The organism is Neoaquamicrobium sediminum (assembly GCF_013240295.1).
GTDB lineage: Bacteria > Pseudomonadota > Alphaproteobacteria > Rhizobiales > Rhizobiaceae > Aerobium > Aerobium sediminum.
This window is the reverse complement of record NZ_JABETK010000001.1, coordinates 1,488,355-1,502,284: the sequence shown is the minus strand read 5'-3', so window position 1 is coordinate 1,502,284 and position 13,930 is coordinate 1,488,355. Positions and strand designations below refer to the sequence as shown.

The 13,930-nt window shown below is 63.1% G+C and carries 16 protein-coding genes and 1 pseudogene; 8 read left to right on the top strand and 9 right to left on the bottom strand.

The genetic code is table 11. From position 1 onward, the window contains the following. Positions 1 to 55: 55 nt before the first annotated feature. Positions 56 to 1,411 carry an ABC transporter substrate-binding protein gene (locus HK436_RS07235; protein WP_173188442.1) on the bottom strand — a complete coding sequence of 452 codons (1,356 nt, stop codon included), beginning with the start codon at positions 1,409 to 1,411 and terminating at the stop codon, positions 56 to 58. Positions 1,412 to 1,775: 364 nt separating this feature from the next. Here HK436_RS07235 and HK436_RS07230 point away from each other — a divergent pair, with 364 nt between their 5' ends. Continuing rightward, a complete protein-coding gene (locus tag HK436_RS07230) occupies positions 1,776 to 2,798 on the top strand; it encodes a substrate-binding domain-containing protein (RefSeq protein ID WP_173188440.1) in 1,023 nt (340 codons plus the stop codon). Here HK436_RS07230 and HK436_RS07225 read toward each other — a convergent pair. Then, the gene (locus tag HK436_RS07225) at positions 2,795 to 3,226 is read right to left on the bottom strand and encodes a Fur family transcriptional regulator (protein ID WP_173188438.1); all 432 of its coding nucleotides are present in this window, start codon (positions 3,224 to 3,226) and stop codon (positions 2,795 to 2,797) included. The two genes, HK436_RS07230 and HK436_RS07225, sit on opposite strands and share 4 nt — an antisense overlap. A 218-nt stretch (positions 3,227 to 3,444) precedes the next feature. Here HK436_RS07225 and HK436_RS07220 point away from each other — a divergent pair, with 218 nt between their 5' ends. The 4 genes and pseudogenes from HK436_RS07220 to HK436_RS07205 all read left to right on the top strand — a co-directional run bounded on the left by HK436_RS07220 (position 3,445) and on the right by HK436_RS07205 (position 6,973). Beyond that, positions 3,445 to 4,332, top strand: a complete 888-nt coding sequence (locus HK436_RS07220; RefSeq protein WP_173188436.1) for a metal ABC transporter substrate-binding protein — start codon at positions 3,445 to 3,447, stop codon at positions 4,330 to 4,332. 26 nt (positions 4,333 to 4,358) lie between these two features. Continuing rightward, positions 4,359 to 5,265, top strand: a pseudogene (locus tag HK436_RS07215) (manganese/iron ABC transporter ATP-binding protein). Continuing rightward, positions 5,262 to 6,122, top strand: coding sequence for a metal ABC transporter permease (locus HK436_RS07210; protein WP_173188434.1), 861 nt, complete (start codon positions 5,262 to 5,264; stop codon positions 6,120 to 6,122). The pseudogene HK436_RS07215 and the gene HK436_RS07210 overlap by 4 nt, the downstream one beginning before the upstream one ends. Next, positions 6,119 to 6,973: a metal ABC transporter permease gene (locus HK436_RS07205; RefSeq protein ID WP_173188432.1), complete on the top strand. Its 855-nt coding sequence runs from the start codon at positions 6,119 to 6,121 to the stop codon at positions 6,971 to 6,973. Before HK436_RS07210 ends, HK436_RS07205 begins: the two co-directional genes overlap by 4 nt. Here the strand turns inward: HK436_RS07205 and HK436_RS07200 are convergent. The 6 genes from HK436_RS07200 to HK436_RS07175 form a co-directional block, all read right to left on the bottom strand. Further along, positions 6,947 to 7,951, bottom strand: a complete 1,005-nt coding sequence (locus HK436_RS07200) for a proline racemase family protein (protein WP_173188430.1) — start codon at positions 7,949 to 7,951, stop codon at positions 6,947 to 6,949. The two genes, HK436_RS07205 and HK436_RS07200, sit on opposite strands and share 27 nt — an antisense overlap. Beyond that, on the bottom strand, positions 7,951 to 8,757 hold the full coding sequence (locus tag HK436_RS07195; protein ID WP_173188428.1) for an isocitrate lyase/PEP mutase family protein: 807 nt from the start codon (positions 8,755 to 8,757) through the stop codon (positions 7,951 to 7,953). The genes HK436_RS07200 and HK436_RS07195 overlap by 1 nt, the downstream gene beginning before the upstream one ends. A gap of 205 nt (positions 8,758 to 8,962) precedes the next feature. Beyond that, positions 8,963 to 9,526 carry a type 1 glutamine amidotransferase domain-containing protein gene (locus HK436_RS07190; protein WP_173188426.1) on the bottom strand — a complete coding sequence of 188 codons (564 nt, stop codon included), beginning with the start codon at positions 9,524 to 9,526 and terminating at the stop codon, positions 8,963 to 8,965. A gap of 93 nt (positions 9,527 to 9,619) precedes the next feature. Beyond that, positions 9,620 to 10,291, bottom strand: coding sequence for an HAD family hydrolase (locus tag HK436_RS07185; protein WP_173188424.1), 672 nt, complete (start codon positions 10,289 to 10,291; stop codon positions 9,620 to 9,622). Continuing rightward, a complete protein-coding gene (dut, locus tag HK436_RS07180) occupies positions 10,288 to 10,767 on the bottom strand; it encodes a dUTP diphosphatase (RefSeq protein WP_173190007.1) in 480 nt (159 codons plus the stop codon). Before dut ends, HK436_RS07185 begins: the two co-directional genes overlap by 4 nt. Before the next feature lie 71 nt (positions 10,768 to 10,838). Beyond that, positions 10,839 to 11,309: an Lrp/AsnC family transcriptional regulator gene (locus tag HK436_RS07175; protein ID WP_173188422.1), complete on the bottom strand. Its 471-nt coding sequence runs from the start codon at positions 11,307 to 11,309 to the stop codon at positions 10,839 to 10,841. A gap of 105 nt (positions 11,310 to 11,414) precedes the next feature. Here HK436_RS07175 and HK436_RS07170 point away from each other — a divergent pair, with 105 nt between their 5' ends. Together HK436_RS07170 and HK436_RS07165 are read left to right on the top strand one after the other, a co-directional pair. Then, on the top strand, positions 11,415 to 11,663 hold the full coding sequence (locus tag HK436_RS07170; protein WP_173188420.1) for a DUF6356 family protein: 249 nt from the start codon (positions 11,415 to 11,417) through the stop codon (positions 11,661 to 11,663). After that, positions 11,635 to 12,435, top strand: a complete 801-nt coding sequence (locus tag HK436_RS07165) for a class II glutamine amidotransferase (RefSeq protein WP_173188418.1) — start codon at positions 11,635 to 11,637, stop codon at positions 12,433 to 12,435. The genes HK436_RS07170 and HK436_RS07165 overlap by 29 nt, the downstream gene beginning before the upstream one ends. A 9-nt stretch (positions 12,436 to 12,444) precedes the next feature. On the opposite strand, the gene HK436_RS07160 is transcribed toward HK436_RS07165, so the two are convergent. Beyond that, a complete protein-coding gene (locus tag HK436_RS07160) occupies positions 12,445 to 12,891 on the bottom strand; it encodes a MarR family winged helix-turn-helix transcriptional regulator (RefSeq protein WP_173188416.1) in 447 nt (148 codons plus the stop codon). Between the two features lie 26 nt (positions 12,892 to 12,917). On the opposite strand from HK436_RS07160, the gene HK436_RS07155 reads away from it, so the two are divergent. Next, positions 12,918 to 13,823 carry a haloalkane dehalogenase gene (locus tag HK436_RS07155; protein ID WP_312860574.1) on the top strand — a complete coding sequence of 302 codons (906 nt, stop codon included), beginning with the start codon at positions 12,918 to 12,920 and terminating at the stop codon, positions 13,821 to 13,823. Positions 13,824 to 13,930 lie beyond the last annotated feature (107 nt).

The following is a 13,930-nucleotide window of genomic DNA, read 5'->3' as shown; positions in this document are numbered from 1 at the left end:
TGCCGGTCCGGGCCGCGCGCGACCCGGACCGTATGTTTCGGGGAGGAGCCCCGCCCTATTTGATGGCGTCCCAGCTCGTCTGGATTTCGGTGGCGACCTGCTCGGCCGGCTTGCCGCCGACGAGTTCGACCATGCCGGTCCAGAACGATCCTGCGCCGATGCGTCCGGGCATCAGGTCCGATCCGTCGAAGCGGAAGGTCGTGGCGTCTGCCAGGATCTGCCCCTGACGCTTCAACTCTTCATTCGCATAGGCATCGACATTGACGCCCTTGTGCGGGGTCACGAAGCCGGACTGGGCCATCCACAGTTCATGCGTGAGCGGCATCTTCAGGAACTCGATGAAGGCCCGCGAGGCATCCGAATCCTTGGTGATCATCGCCAGCGTGCCGGCGCCGAGAACCGGCTTGCCGAGATCCTTCTCCGCATAGGGCGGCATGTAGAAGAAGTCCGCGTCGATGCCCATTTCGGTGCCTTCGGGGAAGAAGGACGGGATGAACGACGCCTGATGGTGCATGTAGCACTTCGGCGGAATGTCGAAGAGTCCCTTCGGGCTGTCGCGGAAGTCGGTCGCGGCGACCGCGGCAGCGCCACCGTTGACGTAATCGTTGTTGGTGGCGATGGAGGCGAAGATCTCCAGCGCCTCCACGACCTGTGGGTCGTTGAAGGGAATCTCGTTCTTCACCCACTGGTCGTAGACGGACGGTTCGTGGATGCGCAGCATGATGTCCTCGACCCAGTCGGTCGCTGGCCATCCGGTCGCGCCGCCCGAACCCAGGCCGATGCACCACGGCACACCGCCATCCTCGACGATCTGGTCCTGCAGCGCCAGCAACTCTTCCATGGTCTCCGGCACTTCGTAGCCGGCGTCCTCGAAATTGTCCGGCGAATACCAGACGAGCGATTTCACGTCGGCCTTGTAGGGGAAGGCGAAGAACTGTTCATCGCCCTTATCGTCGGCATAGGTGCCGAGATCGACCCAGGATTCGCCGGCCCCGTAGTTCTGGGCGACCCAGGCGGCAGTGTCTTCGCCGAGGGGCGTGAGCAGGCCCTTCGATGCAAGGTCCTGGATAAGGCCCGGCTGCGGCAGGATCGCGATATTGGGCGGGCTGCCCGCCTGCGTGTCGATGACGATCTGCTGTTCGTAGTTCTCTGACGACGAATAGTTGACGGTGGCACCCGTCGCTTCTCGGAAATATTCGAGGATCGACTGGATTAGGTCTTCGTCGGCGCCGCGCCAGGGTCCGAAAACTGTCAGCGTCTGGCCAGACAGGTCGGTCTGCTGCAAGGTTTCGTAGTCCGACCAGGTGAAACGGCTGTCCTCGCCCGGCGCGAATTTGAGCTCGGCTGCGGCCGGGGCCGCATACATGGCTATGGTGGCAAGCGCTGCGCCTGCCAGCAGGGATTTCCTCATGATTTCCTCCCGTTCGAAATCGACATCATTCGATGCACGCAACCTCCATTGCGCACACGGCCAGCGCGTTGTTTCGCCGGTTGCTCCGACACGAAATCCAAAGCGCTTTGACTACTCGCATCTTCGACACCGAATTGACGCAAAGTCAATAGGGGCAGCGACCTAATCGATTTAATGTGCCCGCAATGGCGCGCTGCAGCATAGGTTTGCGGCAATGCGGTACGAATTTCCGCTTTGCCAGCGGGAACGGTCAGCCCTAATATTCATGGGAAGAAAGCGATATCGACACCGAATTTAGCTCGATCATTCAAAGCGATTTGGATGAAATGGCACGAAGTGTTGGCGTCGGCAGTGGAGCAGGAATGTGAACCTCAAGCAGTTATCCAGTATGCTGGATCTGTCGCAGACGACGGTAAGCCGGGCGCTCAACGGCTATCCCGAGGTTGCCGAGGAAACGCGCAGACGGGTCGTCGACGCCGCCAAGCGGCACGGCTATCGCCCCAACCCGAGCGCAAGGCGCCTGGCGACGGGCAAGGCGGGCATGATCGGCTATGTCATGCCCACGGGCGCCAGCGTGGAGATCGATCCGCATTTCGTCGAGTTTCTTTCGGGCCTCGGCGACTATGCACGTACGCATGAGCTCGACCTCGCGCTGTCACCTTCGACCATGGAAGATGAGGAAACCACCTACCGCCGCATCGTCGCAAATCGCCAGGTCGATGCGGTCTACATTTCCTCGCCGCGCCCGAAAGACAGTCGCATCAGGTTGCTCAACGAGCTGGGCATTCCGTTCATCGTGCACGGCCGTTCGGAGGGGCTCGACTTCGACTACCCATTTCTGGATATCGACAATGAGGCCGCGTTTTATGAAGCGGCGCGTTTGCTGGTGCAGCTCGGCCACCGCCGCATCGCGCTGATCAACGGCAATCCTGACCAGACCTTCGCCATCCACCGAGAGCGCGGCGCACGACGGGCGATGGTGGCAAGCGGGGTCGAATTGCCCCCTTCACGCATCCGGGCACTGCCGATGACGGAGGAAAACGGCTATTCCGCCGCCCGTGAAATCCTTGCCGCAAAGGAGCGCCCGACGGCGATCATGTGCTCGAGCATGCTGATGACGCTGGGCATCATCCGGGCGTTGCGCGATGCGGGGCTCAGCGTGCCGGGCGACGTTTCGCTTGTCGCGCATGACGACGTGTTTCCCTTTCTGCGCCCCGAAAACTTCCCGGTGCCGCTGGCAACCACGCGATCTTCGATCCGGTCCGCCGGCCAGCGCATCGCCGAGCGTCTGGCAGCGCGCATAGGCGGCCTCGAAGAGGGCGCGCGGGGCGAGGTGTGGCCGGTCGATCTCGTCGTGCGCGGCTCGGTCGCGCAGGCCCGGACCTAACGCCGGCGACGTTTGCGCCCGTAGAGCTCGAGCCTGTGGTGGACGATCTCGTAGCCCAGCTCGCGCGCGATTTCCTGCTGAAGCTCCTCGATGCGGTCTGACTGGAACTCGATCACGTCGCCGGTCTCGATGTCGATCAGATGGTCGTGATGATCGCCCACGGCAGGTTCGAAACGCGATGGTCCGCCCTCGAAGGCGTGGCGGTGGATGGCGCCGATGCCCTCCAGCAGCTTCATCGTCCGATAGACGGTCGACAGCGATATGCTGCTGTCGATCGCAACCGCGCGACGGAAGATTTCCATCGCGTCGGGATGATCGCCCGCGTCGGAAAGAATGCCGAGTATGACCCGGCGAGGCCGGGTGATGCGCACGCCGGCCTCTCGCAATGCCGCCTCGTAATCAGGCTTCGGAATCACGGTCTGGTTCATGGGGCGAATATGCTTCTTTTGGGCAATCGTTGCAAAGAATGATCGCTGTGGTGCGAGTTCCGTGGCAAGGCGCAGGTCGCCATTCCGCATGGCGTCCTGGTTTGGAAGCCGAGGACAGAGCTTCTATTTGCAAACGATTTGCAATTGCATTGACGCAAGTGCGAAAGCGCGCTATGTGCTGATAGTCCGCGTACTATCCTGCCGATTCCGGAGCCTTCATGTTCGCCAGATCCGCTCTAGCCGCCCTCGCCTTGTGCCTCGCCGTGCTGCCTGCCGCAGCGCAGGAGGAAAGGTTGAAGGTCGTCACCACGTTCACCGTCATCGCCGATATTGCCAGCAACGTTGCCGGCGAGGCTGCCGACGTCGAATCGATCACCCGGCCGAACGCCGAAATTCACGAATACCAGCCGACGCCAGGCGACATGCTGCGCGCCCAGGACGCCGACCTGATCCTCTGGAACGGCCTCAACCTCGAACTCTGGTTCGAGCGCTTTTTCCAGAACCTGCGCGACGTGCCCGGCGTGGTGGTCAGCGAAGGCGTCGAGCCGATAGGCATCACGGAAGGCCCATATAGCGGCAAGCCGAACCCGCATGCCTGGATGTCGCCGAGCGACGTTCTGACCTATGTCGAGAATATCCGTGCCGCCTTCGCCGAGCACGATCCGGCCAACGCCGAGATTTATGCGGCCAATGCGGCTGCCTATTCGGCCGAGATCGAAGCCATGGTGCAACCGATCCGCGAGAGGCTTTCGACCATTCCCGAAGAGCGTCGCTGGCTGGTGACCAGCGAAGGCGCATTTTCCTATCTTGCGCGCGACTTCGGCCTGAAGGAACTTTACCTCTGGCCTATCAATGCGGATGCGCAGGGCACGCCGCAGCAGATCCGCAAGGTGATCGACCAGATGCGCGAGAACGGCATTCCCGCTATCTTCAGCGAGAGCACGGTCTCGCCGAACCCGGCCCAGCAGGTGGCGCGCGAAACGGGCGCCAGCTATGGCGGGGTTCTCTACGTCGATTCCCTGAGCGATGCCGATGGACCGGTCCCCACCTATCTCGATCTTCTGCGGGTCACCACGGAAACGATAGCCGAAGGCCTTTCTCAATGAATGTCGCGGCGGAAAAGTCGCTGTCCATGCAGGCCGGTGCGTCAAGCGCCGGCCTCGACGTCAGGAATGTAACGGTCACCTACCGCAACGGCCAGGCGGCGCTGGTCGATGCCGGCTTCTCGATCCCGCGCGGCACCATCACGGCACTCGTCGGCGTCAACGGCAGCGGCAAGTCGACGCTGTTCAAGGCGATCATGGGTTTTGTGCCGCTGGCCGCCGGTTCCGTCTCGATCATGGGCGAGCCGGCCGGCCGTGCCCTGCGCCGCAACGTCGTCGCCTATGTCCCGCAGGCCGAGGAGGTCGACTGGAACTTCCCGATCCTTGTCGAGGACGTTGTGATGATGGGCCGCTACGGCCACATGAACTTTCTGCGCATCGCTTCGGCGAACGACCGGCGCATGGTCGACGAAGCGCTGGAGCGTGTCGGCATGTCCGGCTTCCGCAAGCGCCAGATCGGAGAGCTTTCCGGTGGCCAGAAGAAACGCGTCTTCCTGGCGCGCGCTGGCGCAGGAGGGGCAGGTGATCCTGCTCGACGAGCCGTTCACCGGTGTCGATGTCACCACCGAGGAGGCGATCATCGCCCTTTTGCGCTCTCTGCGCGACGAGGGCCGCGTGATGCTGGTCTCGACACACAATCTCGGCTCGGTCCCCGAATTCTGCGACCGCGCGGTGCTGCTCAACCGCACCATTCTGGCCGCCGGCCCGACGAACGAAGTCTTCACTCGGCCCAATCTGGAGGCAGCTTTCGGCGGCGTCCTGCGCCATTTCGTCCTCGGCGGTCCGGTGCTGCACGACGACGAGGACGGGCGCGAATTGACGGTGTTGACCGACGACGAGCGGCCCTTCGTGCTTTACGGCGACAAGGCGCAGTCGAGCAGTGGCCCTGCCGACGCGGAGGACAATGCCGCCGCACGCGGGGATGACCCCCAATGAGCGAACTGCTCTTTCAGCCGTTTTCATACGGCTACATGGTCAACGCCATGTGGGTGTCGGCGCTGGTCGGCGCCGTATGCGCCTTTCTGTCGGCCTATCTGATGCTGAAGGGCTGGTCGCTGATCGGCGACGCGCTCTCGCATGCCATCGTTCCCGGTGTGGCGGGCGCCTATATGCTGGGGCTGCCCTTCGCCGTGGGCGCATTCTTTTCCGGTGGGCTTGCCGCCTGTGCCATGCTGTTCCTGACCACCCAGACACGACTGCGCGAGGATGCAGTAATCGGGCTTATCTTCACCTCCTTCTTCGGCATCGGCCTCTTCATGGTGTCGCTGTCGCCGGCTTCGGTGAACATCCAGACCATCGTGCTCGGCAACATCCTTGCGGTGACGCCGGCTGACACGCTGCAGCTCGTCATCATCGCCGGCGTCTCGCTGGCGATTCTCGTCGCCAAATGGAAGGACCTGATGGTCACCTTCTTCGACGAGAACCATGCAAGGTCGATCGGTCTGCGGCCCGGGCTGCTGCGCGTCTTGTTCTTCACGCTGCTCTCGGCCTGTACGGTCGCTGCGCTGCAGACGGTCGGTGCCTTCCTCGTCATCGCAATGGTCGTGACGCCGGGCGCGACGGCGTATCTTTTGACCGACCGCTTTCCACGCCTGATCGTCACAAGTGTCGCGATCGGTTCGCTGACGAGCTTCGTCGGCGCCTATGCGAGCTACTTCATCGACGGCGCGACGGGCGGCATCATCGTGGTGCTGCAGACGCTGATTTTCCTCGCTGCGTTTTTCTTCGCGCCGAAGCATGGGCTGCTTGCGGCCCGCAGGCAGGCAAGGGCCGCGATCGAGGCTGTGCGATGATCGATACGCTGCTTCTGCCTTTCCAGTTCCCGTTCATGCAGCAGGCCTTTGTGATTGCGATCCTGGTGGCAGCACCGATGGGGCTGCTGTCATCTTTCCTGATCCTCAAGGGCTGGTCGCTGATGGGCGATGCTATCAGCCACGCGGTGCTGCCGGGCGTCGTGCTGGCCTATGTTGCCGGTTTGCCGCTAGCAATCGGTGCCTTCGGCGCGGGCATGTTCTGCGCGCTCGCAGTCGGTTTCCTGAGGGAAAACAGCCGCGTCAAGGAGGACACCGTCATGGGTGTCGTGTTCTCCGGAATGTTCGGCCTCGGCATCGTCATGTTTTCGATGATCGAGAGCGAACTGCACCTGCTGCATGTGCTGTTCGGCAACATCCTGGGCGTGACCTGGGGCGATGTTGCCGAAACAGGCGTCATCGCGCTGATAGCGCTCGGCTTCGTCGGCCTGCTGCGCCGCGACCTGCTTCTGCACGCGTTCGACGCCCAGCACGCCCGCGCTATCGGCCTCCCGGTGCGGTTCTACCACTATGGGCTTCTGGCCGTCCTGTCGTTGACCATTGTCGGCGCGCTCAAGGCAGTCGGCATCATCCTGGCTATCGCCATGCTGATAGCGCCGGGCGCGATTGCGTTTCTCGTGACCCGCCGGTTCGAGGCCATGCTGGCGGTTGCCGTTTCGGTCGCGGTCGGCTGCGCGTTCCTGGGCGTCTATCTGTCGTTCTTCATTGACAGCGCGCCCGCGCCGACCATCGTGGTCTTGATGACGCTGGTCTTCGTCGCAGCCTTCGCCTGGTCGCAGATGCGTGCTGCTCCCGCCAGCCCGCGATCAGCGCACGATGAAGCCGGCGCCTAGCGGATCGTCATCCTCGACGACGAATTCAGCGCGTCCGCTGTAGAAGGCACGGCCGGACACGCGCACGGTCACGGCATCCATGTGCCCGGCCTTGGTCGACCGGGCGACGGTTCCCTCAAAGCGCGAGCCGACGATGCTTTCGAAAGTGCGCGTCTCGCCCACCGCCGCTTCTCCCTTGGCGTGCATCGCGGCAAGTCGCGCCGTGACGCCGGAACCCGTCGGCGACCGGTCGACCTGGCTGTCGGCGAAGACGCAGACATTTTTCGTCGGGTGCCCGCCCGATCCATCGCCGCCATCCGTCAGGATCGAGCCGTAGAGGAACGCGAGGTCTCCATGGTCCGGATGTGAAAGCGGCACGGCGGCCTTCGCGCTTTCGGTGAGCGCCGCAGCGGCATCGGCGAATTCACGAACGGAATCGCGGCCGAATTCAAGCCCGAACTGCCGGCAGTCGGCCAAGGCGTAGAACGCGCCGCCATAGGCGATGTCGAACCGGATGGTGCCATAACCGGATACTTCGACCTGGCAGTCCGATGCGAAGAGGAAGGACGGTACGCTTTCGAACGAGACAGCGCCGGCGCGGCCGTTGTCGACTTCCACCTCGGCCCTCACTAGTCCGCAGGGGCATTCGATATTGACCACGGTCACGGGCTCGGTCTTCGCGACCAGCCCCTGGTCAATCGCATAGCGGCCCAGCGCCAGGATGGCGTGGCCGCACATCGTCGAATAGCCCTCATTGTGCATGAACAGCACCGCGAGGTCGGCGTCCGGCAGGTCTGGTTCGACAAGCAGCGCCCCATACATATCGAAGTGCCCGCGAGGCTCGAACATCAGGAGGCGGCGCAGATGATCGAGATTGTCGCGCACGAAGGCGCGCTTTTCGAGGATCGTGCCTTTCGGCAGCGGCGGATAGCCGTCGGTAACGATCCGCAACGGCTCGCCGCCGGTATGCATGTCGACAACGCGCAAGCTGCCCGGCATCAGCGCCCTTTCGAGAACATCGCCTGAAGCTTGGCGAACGACATTGCGTGACGTGCATATTCGAAGGTGCCGTCTTCGAGCATCTCTTTCGCCGCGGCCTCGACGGCGCCAAAGGCTACCGTTGTAAGCTTGGAACCGACCGAGACGCGCCGGGCACCTGCTTCCGACAGGCTGGCGACGGAAAAACCCGGCACCGCCAGAACGTTAACCGGCTTGCCGACGCTTGTGCAGACGGTTTTCACGCCGGCGATGTCTGAGAGGCCGGGAGCGTAGAGCACATCGGCGCCGGCCTTCTCGAATGCCTGCAGCCGGCGGATCGTGTCGTCGAGATCGGGGCGGCCCCAGAGAAAATTCTCCGCACGCGCGGTGAAGACGAACTCGTGCCCAAGCGCGCGGGCCGCTTCAACGGCCGCCGCGACGCGTTCCACGGCATGCGAGAATTCGAAGATCGGCCTGTCCGGGTCGCCGGTGGAATCCTCGATCGAACATCCGGCCAGTCCCGTGGACGCAGCGCGCCTGATCGTTTCCGCGGCATCTTCCGGGCTGTCGCCCTTGCCTTTCTCGAGGTCTGCAGAGACCGGCAAGTCGACGGCTTCCACCAGTTCGCGACAATGTGCGAGCATCGTTTCGAAGTCGACGCCGCCATCGGGCAGGCCGCGCGAGAACGCGTAGCCCGCGCTCGTGGTGGCGAGCGCCTTGAAGCCCATATCGGCCAGCAGCTTGGCTGTGCCTATATCCCATGGGTTTGGGATGACGAAGGCGCCCGGGCCGTCGTGCAGCCGTCTGAATTCTTCCGCCTTGCTCACGAGATCCTCCGCTGGCTTGCCGCGAGGGCCACGTTAGGTCGCCGACGACGCGTCAGCAAAGGCTCGCAATTGGGCCAGCGGCACCATCCTGACATGGGCGTTTGCGCTTGGGGAACGAAAAGAAAGCGGCGCGGCAGCCCGTAAGGGCGCCAGCGCCGCCTTGCCCGGCCGCGAGACTGATCCGCTACTCAGCGGCCGAACCTCGTCATTCTGCCGCCGCGCGCTGCCCGGAACCGGTTTCCACTGCTTCCACGATGGCCGCCGTAAACGCTTCCAGATCGTCAGGCTTGCGGGCGGTTATCACATTGCCGTCACGCACCGTCTGGGAATCTTCCCAGCGCGCGCCGGCATTTTCCATGTCGGTCCGGATCGAGTGGTAGGATGTGGCTCTCAGCCCGTTCACCAGACCGGCTTCAATCAGCAGCCACGGTGCATGGCAGATCGCCGCGACAGGCTTTCCGGTCGCATGAAAATCGCGAATGAACCCTACTGCCGCCTTTTCGGTGCGCAGCACGTCAGGGTTGATCTGTCCGCCCGGCAGCACCAGCGCGTCATAGTCTTCAACCCGAGCGTCGCTCAGGGTCCGGTCGACCTTGACGGCCGAACCCCAGTCTTTCTTTTCCCAGCCGGTAATCTCGCCGTTCTCGATAGAAACGACATCGACCGTTGCGCCGGCGTTCCGCAGTTTTTCCAGCGGCACCTCAAGTTCCGACTGCTCGAAACCGTTGGTTGCAAGGATCATGATGCGTGATTCAGGGATAGTTGGCATTCTCGCCTCCAGTTATCCCCCGCTCCGCTTGAAGAACGCGCGACGCTATCAATCGTTCAAGATTTTTTGGCCACTTGCGCGTTGCCGAAACGGTCAGGCGAGACCGAGCAGGCGCGGCAGTTCGCGCATGTCGTCGAATGGTAAGCCGCCGGCTGCAGCAAGCGCCTCGCGATCCGACATCGGGTCGGCATGATAGGAGAAGACACGCATGCCCGCCGCGACACCCGCCTGGGTGCCCGGCACGCTGTCTTCGATCACCACGCAGCTTGCAGGCTCGAAGCCCATCTCACGTGCAGCATGGAGAAAGAGATCGGGAAACGGCTTGCCGCGCTCCACCATGGTCGAGCTGTAAAGCGCGTGCCCGAAATGGGGAAGCAGACCCGTGGAGCCGAGCGTCAGATGCATCTTCTCGAGCCTGGCGGACGAGGCTACGCACCAGGGTACGTTGCGTGCGCGAAGCGTATCTACCACGTGCTCGATATGGGGGATGGCGTCGACGCCGGCGCCGAAAATCTCGTCAAGCGAGCCATACCACCGTTCGGTGAGATCGAAGCCCAGCCGATAGTCGCCGGCTTCGATCTCTTCCTGCACGCTCTTCATGCTGCGACCTGAATAGACGCGCCGGCAGTATTCGTAGGTGACGTCATGTCCCGCCGCGCAGAACCATTCGGCGAGCACCCGGTTGGCCCGCTCCTCTGTGTTCACCAGAACGCCGTCGCAATCGAAGATGACGAGGCCCGGCGGCGTGTGCGTAACTGCGCTCATTTAGTACCCGTCGAGCCGAAACCGCCAGCACCCCTTGCCGTCTCCTCGGCCAGATCGCGCTCCTCAATCACCGCGTGGCTGACGGGCGCGAGGACAAGCTGCGCGATGCGCATGCCGCGCTCGATCGCGAAGTCCTCGTGACCAAGATTGACGAGCAGCACCTGAACCTCGCCGCGATAGTCGCTGTCGATGGTTCCCGGCGTGTTGAGGCAGGTGATGCCATGCTTGAACGCGAGGCCGGAGCGGGGCCGCACCTGTCCTTCGTAGCCGGCAGGAATCTCGAAGATCAGCCCTGTCGGCACCAGCGCCCGCCGGCCCGGCAGCAATATCATCGGACGGTCTTCCGGCACCGCGGCGCGCAAGTCCATGCCGGCCGCGCCGTCGCTTTCATAGGCTGGCAGCGCCAGCCCCTGCGAATGCGGCATGCGGACGATGCCGAGGACTGGTGCGGAGCGGGTGTCGGGAGCGGGCTTCATGACGCGCATGCTATGGCGGGGCATGCCGCTCTGGTCAATCGACGCAGTACCCTTTCCAGCGCTTTTCGGCGCTACCGCACCTCGACAGGCACGATCGTGGTGTCCTTGATCTCCTCCATAACGAATGACGCGGAGACATCATCCAAAGGCACTTTGGCGATCAGGCGCTGATAGAGCCGGTCATAGGCCTTCACGTCGGCCACGCGGGCGCGCAGCACGTAATCGAGATCGCCCGACATGCGATAGACGCCAGTGATCTCCGGGAAAGAAGTGACCGCGTCGCGAAACCGCTTCAGCCAGTCCGGATCGTGATGCGAGGTGCGCAGGATCACGAAGACGGACAGCCCCAGCCCAAGCTTGTCCGCATCAACCAGCGCCACGCGCCCGGTGATGACGCCTTTCTCCTCCAATATCTTGACGCGCCGCCAACAGGCGTTTCGAGACAGGTTCAGCCGCTCCGAGAGCTGGTCGACGGTCAGCGTCGCATCGCGTTGCAGTTCGGCGAGCAGGCGCCGGTCAATCGTATCGATATCATGCTTCATCTCGGGACAATGTCCCATGATGGAAGACAAGACAAGGACAGATTGGGATTTCCCCTTGGCCGTGGGCGGTATCATGAACCGGCTCGAACTACAGGGGAACAGTCCATGGCCAGCCGCGTCGCCCGCATCTTCACCGCCCATCCCGAAACGGTCGGCGAGACCTATTTCGGCCATATGGCCTTTGCCGCGTGGTTTGCCTCGCGGCTGTTCATGGCGGCCGGCGCGGCCCTCGTTCACGCTTTCTTGCCGTTTCTGTTCGAGACTACGGCGTCGAGGATCGTGCGCGAACTCTACGAGCGTACACACAACAGGGGAAGCAACAGCAATGTGCCGGTGGGCGGCCTATCTCGGTGATCCCGTCTTCCTGGAAGACGTTGTAGCGGCACCCTGCCATTCGCTGATCGCCCAAAGCCATCAGGCATTGGAAGCCAAGACGGCCACTAATGGCGATGGCTTCGGCCTAGCCTGGTATGGCGAGCGGCCGGAGCCCGGCCGCTATCGCGACGTCCTCCCAGCCTGGTCCGACTGCAATTTGAGAAGCTTGTGCCGGCAGATACGGTCCGGGCTGTTCCTCGCGCATGTGCGCGCCTCGACCGGCGGTGCGACCAGCCGCGACAATTGCCATCCCTTCGTTTCAGGCCGCTGGTCGTTCATGCATAACGGCCAGATCGGCGGTTTCGAGCGTATCCGCCGCCGGCTGGAAGAAAGCCTGCCCGACGCGCTCTACGCGGAACTGCATGGCACCACCGATTCGGAACTCTTTTTCCTGCTGATGCTGGCCGAGGGCCTTGAAACCGATCCGCACGGCGCTGCCACACGCGCGGTTGCGCATGTCGTGGCCGCTGCCGGTCAGGCGGCGATGGAATCTGCCCTGAAGCTGACGGCAGCCTTCGCCGATGGCGAAACGCTCTATGCGATACGCTATGCGACGATCGGCACCGCGCCGACCCTCTATGCGGGGGAACTGCGCGGCGGGTCGGGCCGCTGTCTCGTTTCCGAGCCGTTCGATCGCGACGGACCCCAATGGGCGCCGGTGCCTGAAGGCAGCTTCGTGACGATGACGCGTGCAGGCATGAGCGTTCGCCCCTTCGCGCCGGCTGTGGCCTCGCTCGCTCTAGCCGGCTGACGGTTCGCGTTAGCGATCCTCGGAGACGTCGAGGATTTGCTCAAGGGTGGAGCGCAGGGCTTCCAATCGTTGTTGCCCCAGGCGCTTGCCCCAGTCTTCTTCTACGCGTTGTCCGGTAGCCATCGCCAGCGGCCGAATCTGCTTCCCGCGCTCGGTCAGCATTACGAGGCGCGCCCGCCTGTCGGTGGGGTGCGGCCGTCGCTCGACATAACCAAGCGCCTCCAGCTCTTCCACGGCTTGGGCCATCGTCTGCTTGCGCACACCTGCCTTCAGCGTGAGGTCCGATACCTGAATGCCTTCAGGCGGCACGAAGGTGAAGACATTGGCGTGGTGCGGGCGGATGTCTCCGAAACCCTGCTCCGCCAGTGCGCCGTCGACGGCGGACGAAAATTGTTGATGGGCGAGACGCAGAAGCACGCCGATGGATCGCGGCGCAGAGGATGAGCTATCGGGCATATTGACAGGCGCCTGTCTAAACGGATATAGACAGGCACCTTACCAAATCGAACAGAAGGAATAAACCCATGCCTGTCCTGCCTGTCCTTGGCTCAACGATTTTCTACAGAGATGCGGGAGCCGGTGTGCCGCTGGTGTTCCTGCATGGCAATCCGACCTCCTCTCATGTCTGGCGTAACGTCATCGCCAATATCGATGCGCCGGTGCGCACTATTGCCCCCGATCTGATAGGGATGGGGCAGTCCGGTAAGCCCGAAATCGCATACCGTTTCGCCGACCATGCTGCCTACCTCGATGCCTGGTTCGACACGATGGATTTGGACAGGGTGGTTCTGGTCGGGCACGACTGGGGTGGCGCGCTCGCCATGGATTGGGCCGCCAGCAACCCGTCCCGCGTCGCCGGCATCGTTCTGATGGAAACGATCCTGCGACCCATGACCTGGGCCGATTTTCCAGGCGCGCATCGTGCCCGATACGAGACGCTGCGCGGTGAGGGCACGGGCGAGGCCAAGGTGCTCGACGAGAACTTCTTCATTGAGCAGGCACTGAAATTGACCGTCCGCAGCGGGCTATCGCCGGAGGATCACGACGTCTACCGAAAGCCTTACGCGACGCGCGAGAGCAGGCGTCCGCTGCTCGCCTGGCCGCGCGAGATACCGATCGAGGGCGAACCCGCCGACACGATAGAGCGAATCGTCGCCTACGATGCCTGGCTGGCGGATTCTTCCGACACGCCAAAACTGCTGCTGACCTTCGAAGGCGAGGAAGGAACGCTGATGATCGGACCCAGGATGACCGATTGGGCCCGACAGAACATCGCGTCTCTGGAGATCGAGCGGTGCGGGCTGGCCGGTCATGTGTGCCCGGAGGATCAGCCGGCAGCGATCGGCAAGGCCATTGCCTCCTGGGTGGGTCGTCACGGGCTCTGCTGAACGACCTTGAAGTCCGAGGCGGCCCGGAGGGGTGCCTTGGGAGCCTTTTTCCTGCGGTGACTGACAGGGGGTTGACTCTACAGGTCGCGAAATGTATTGAACCAGAA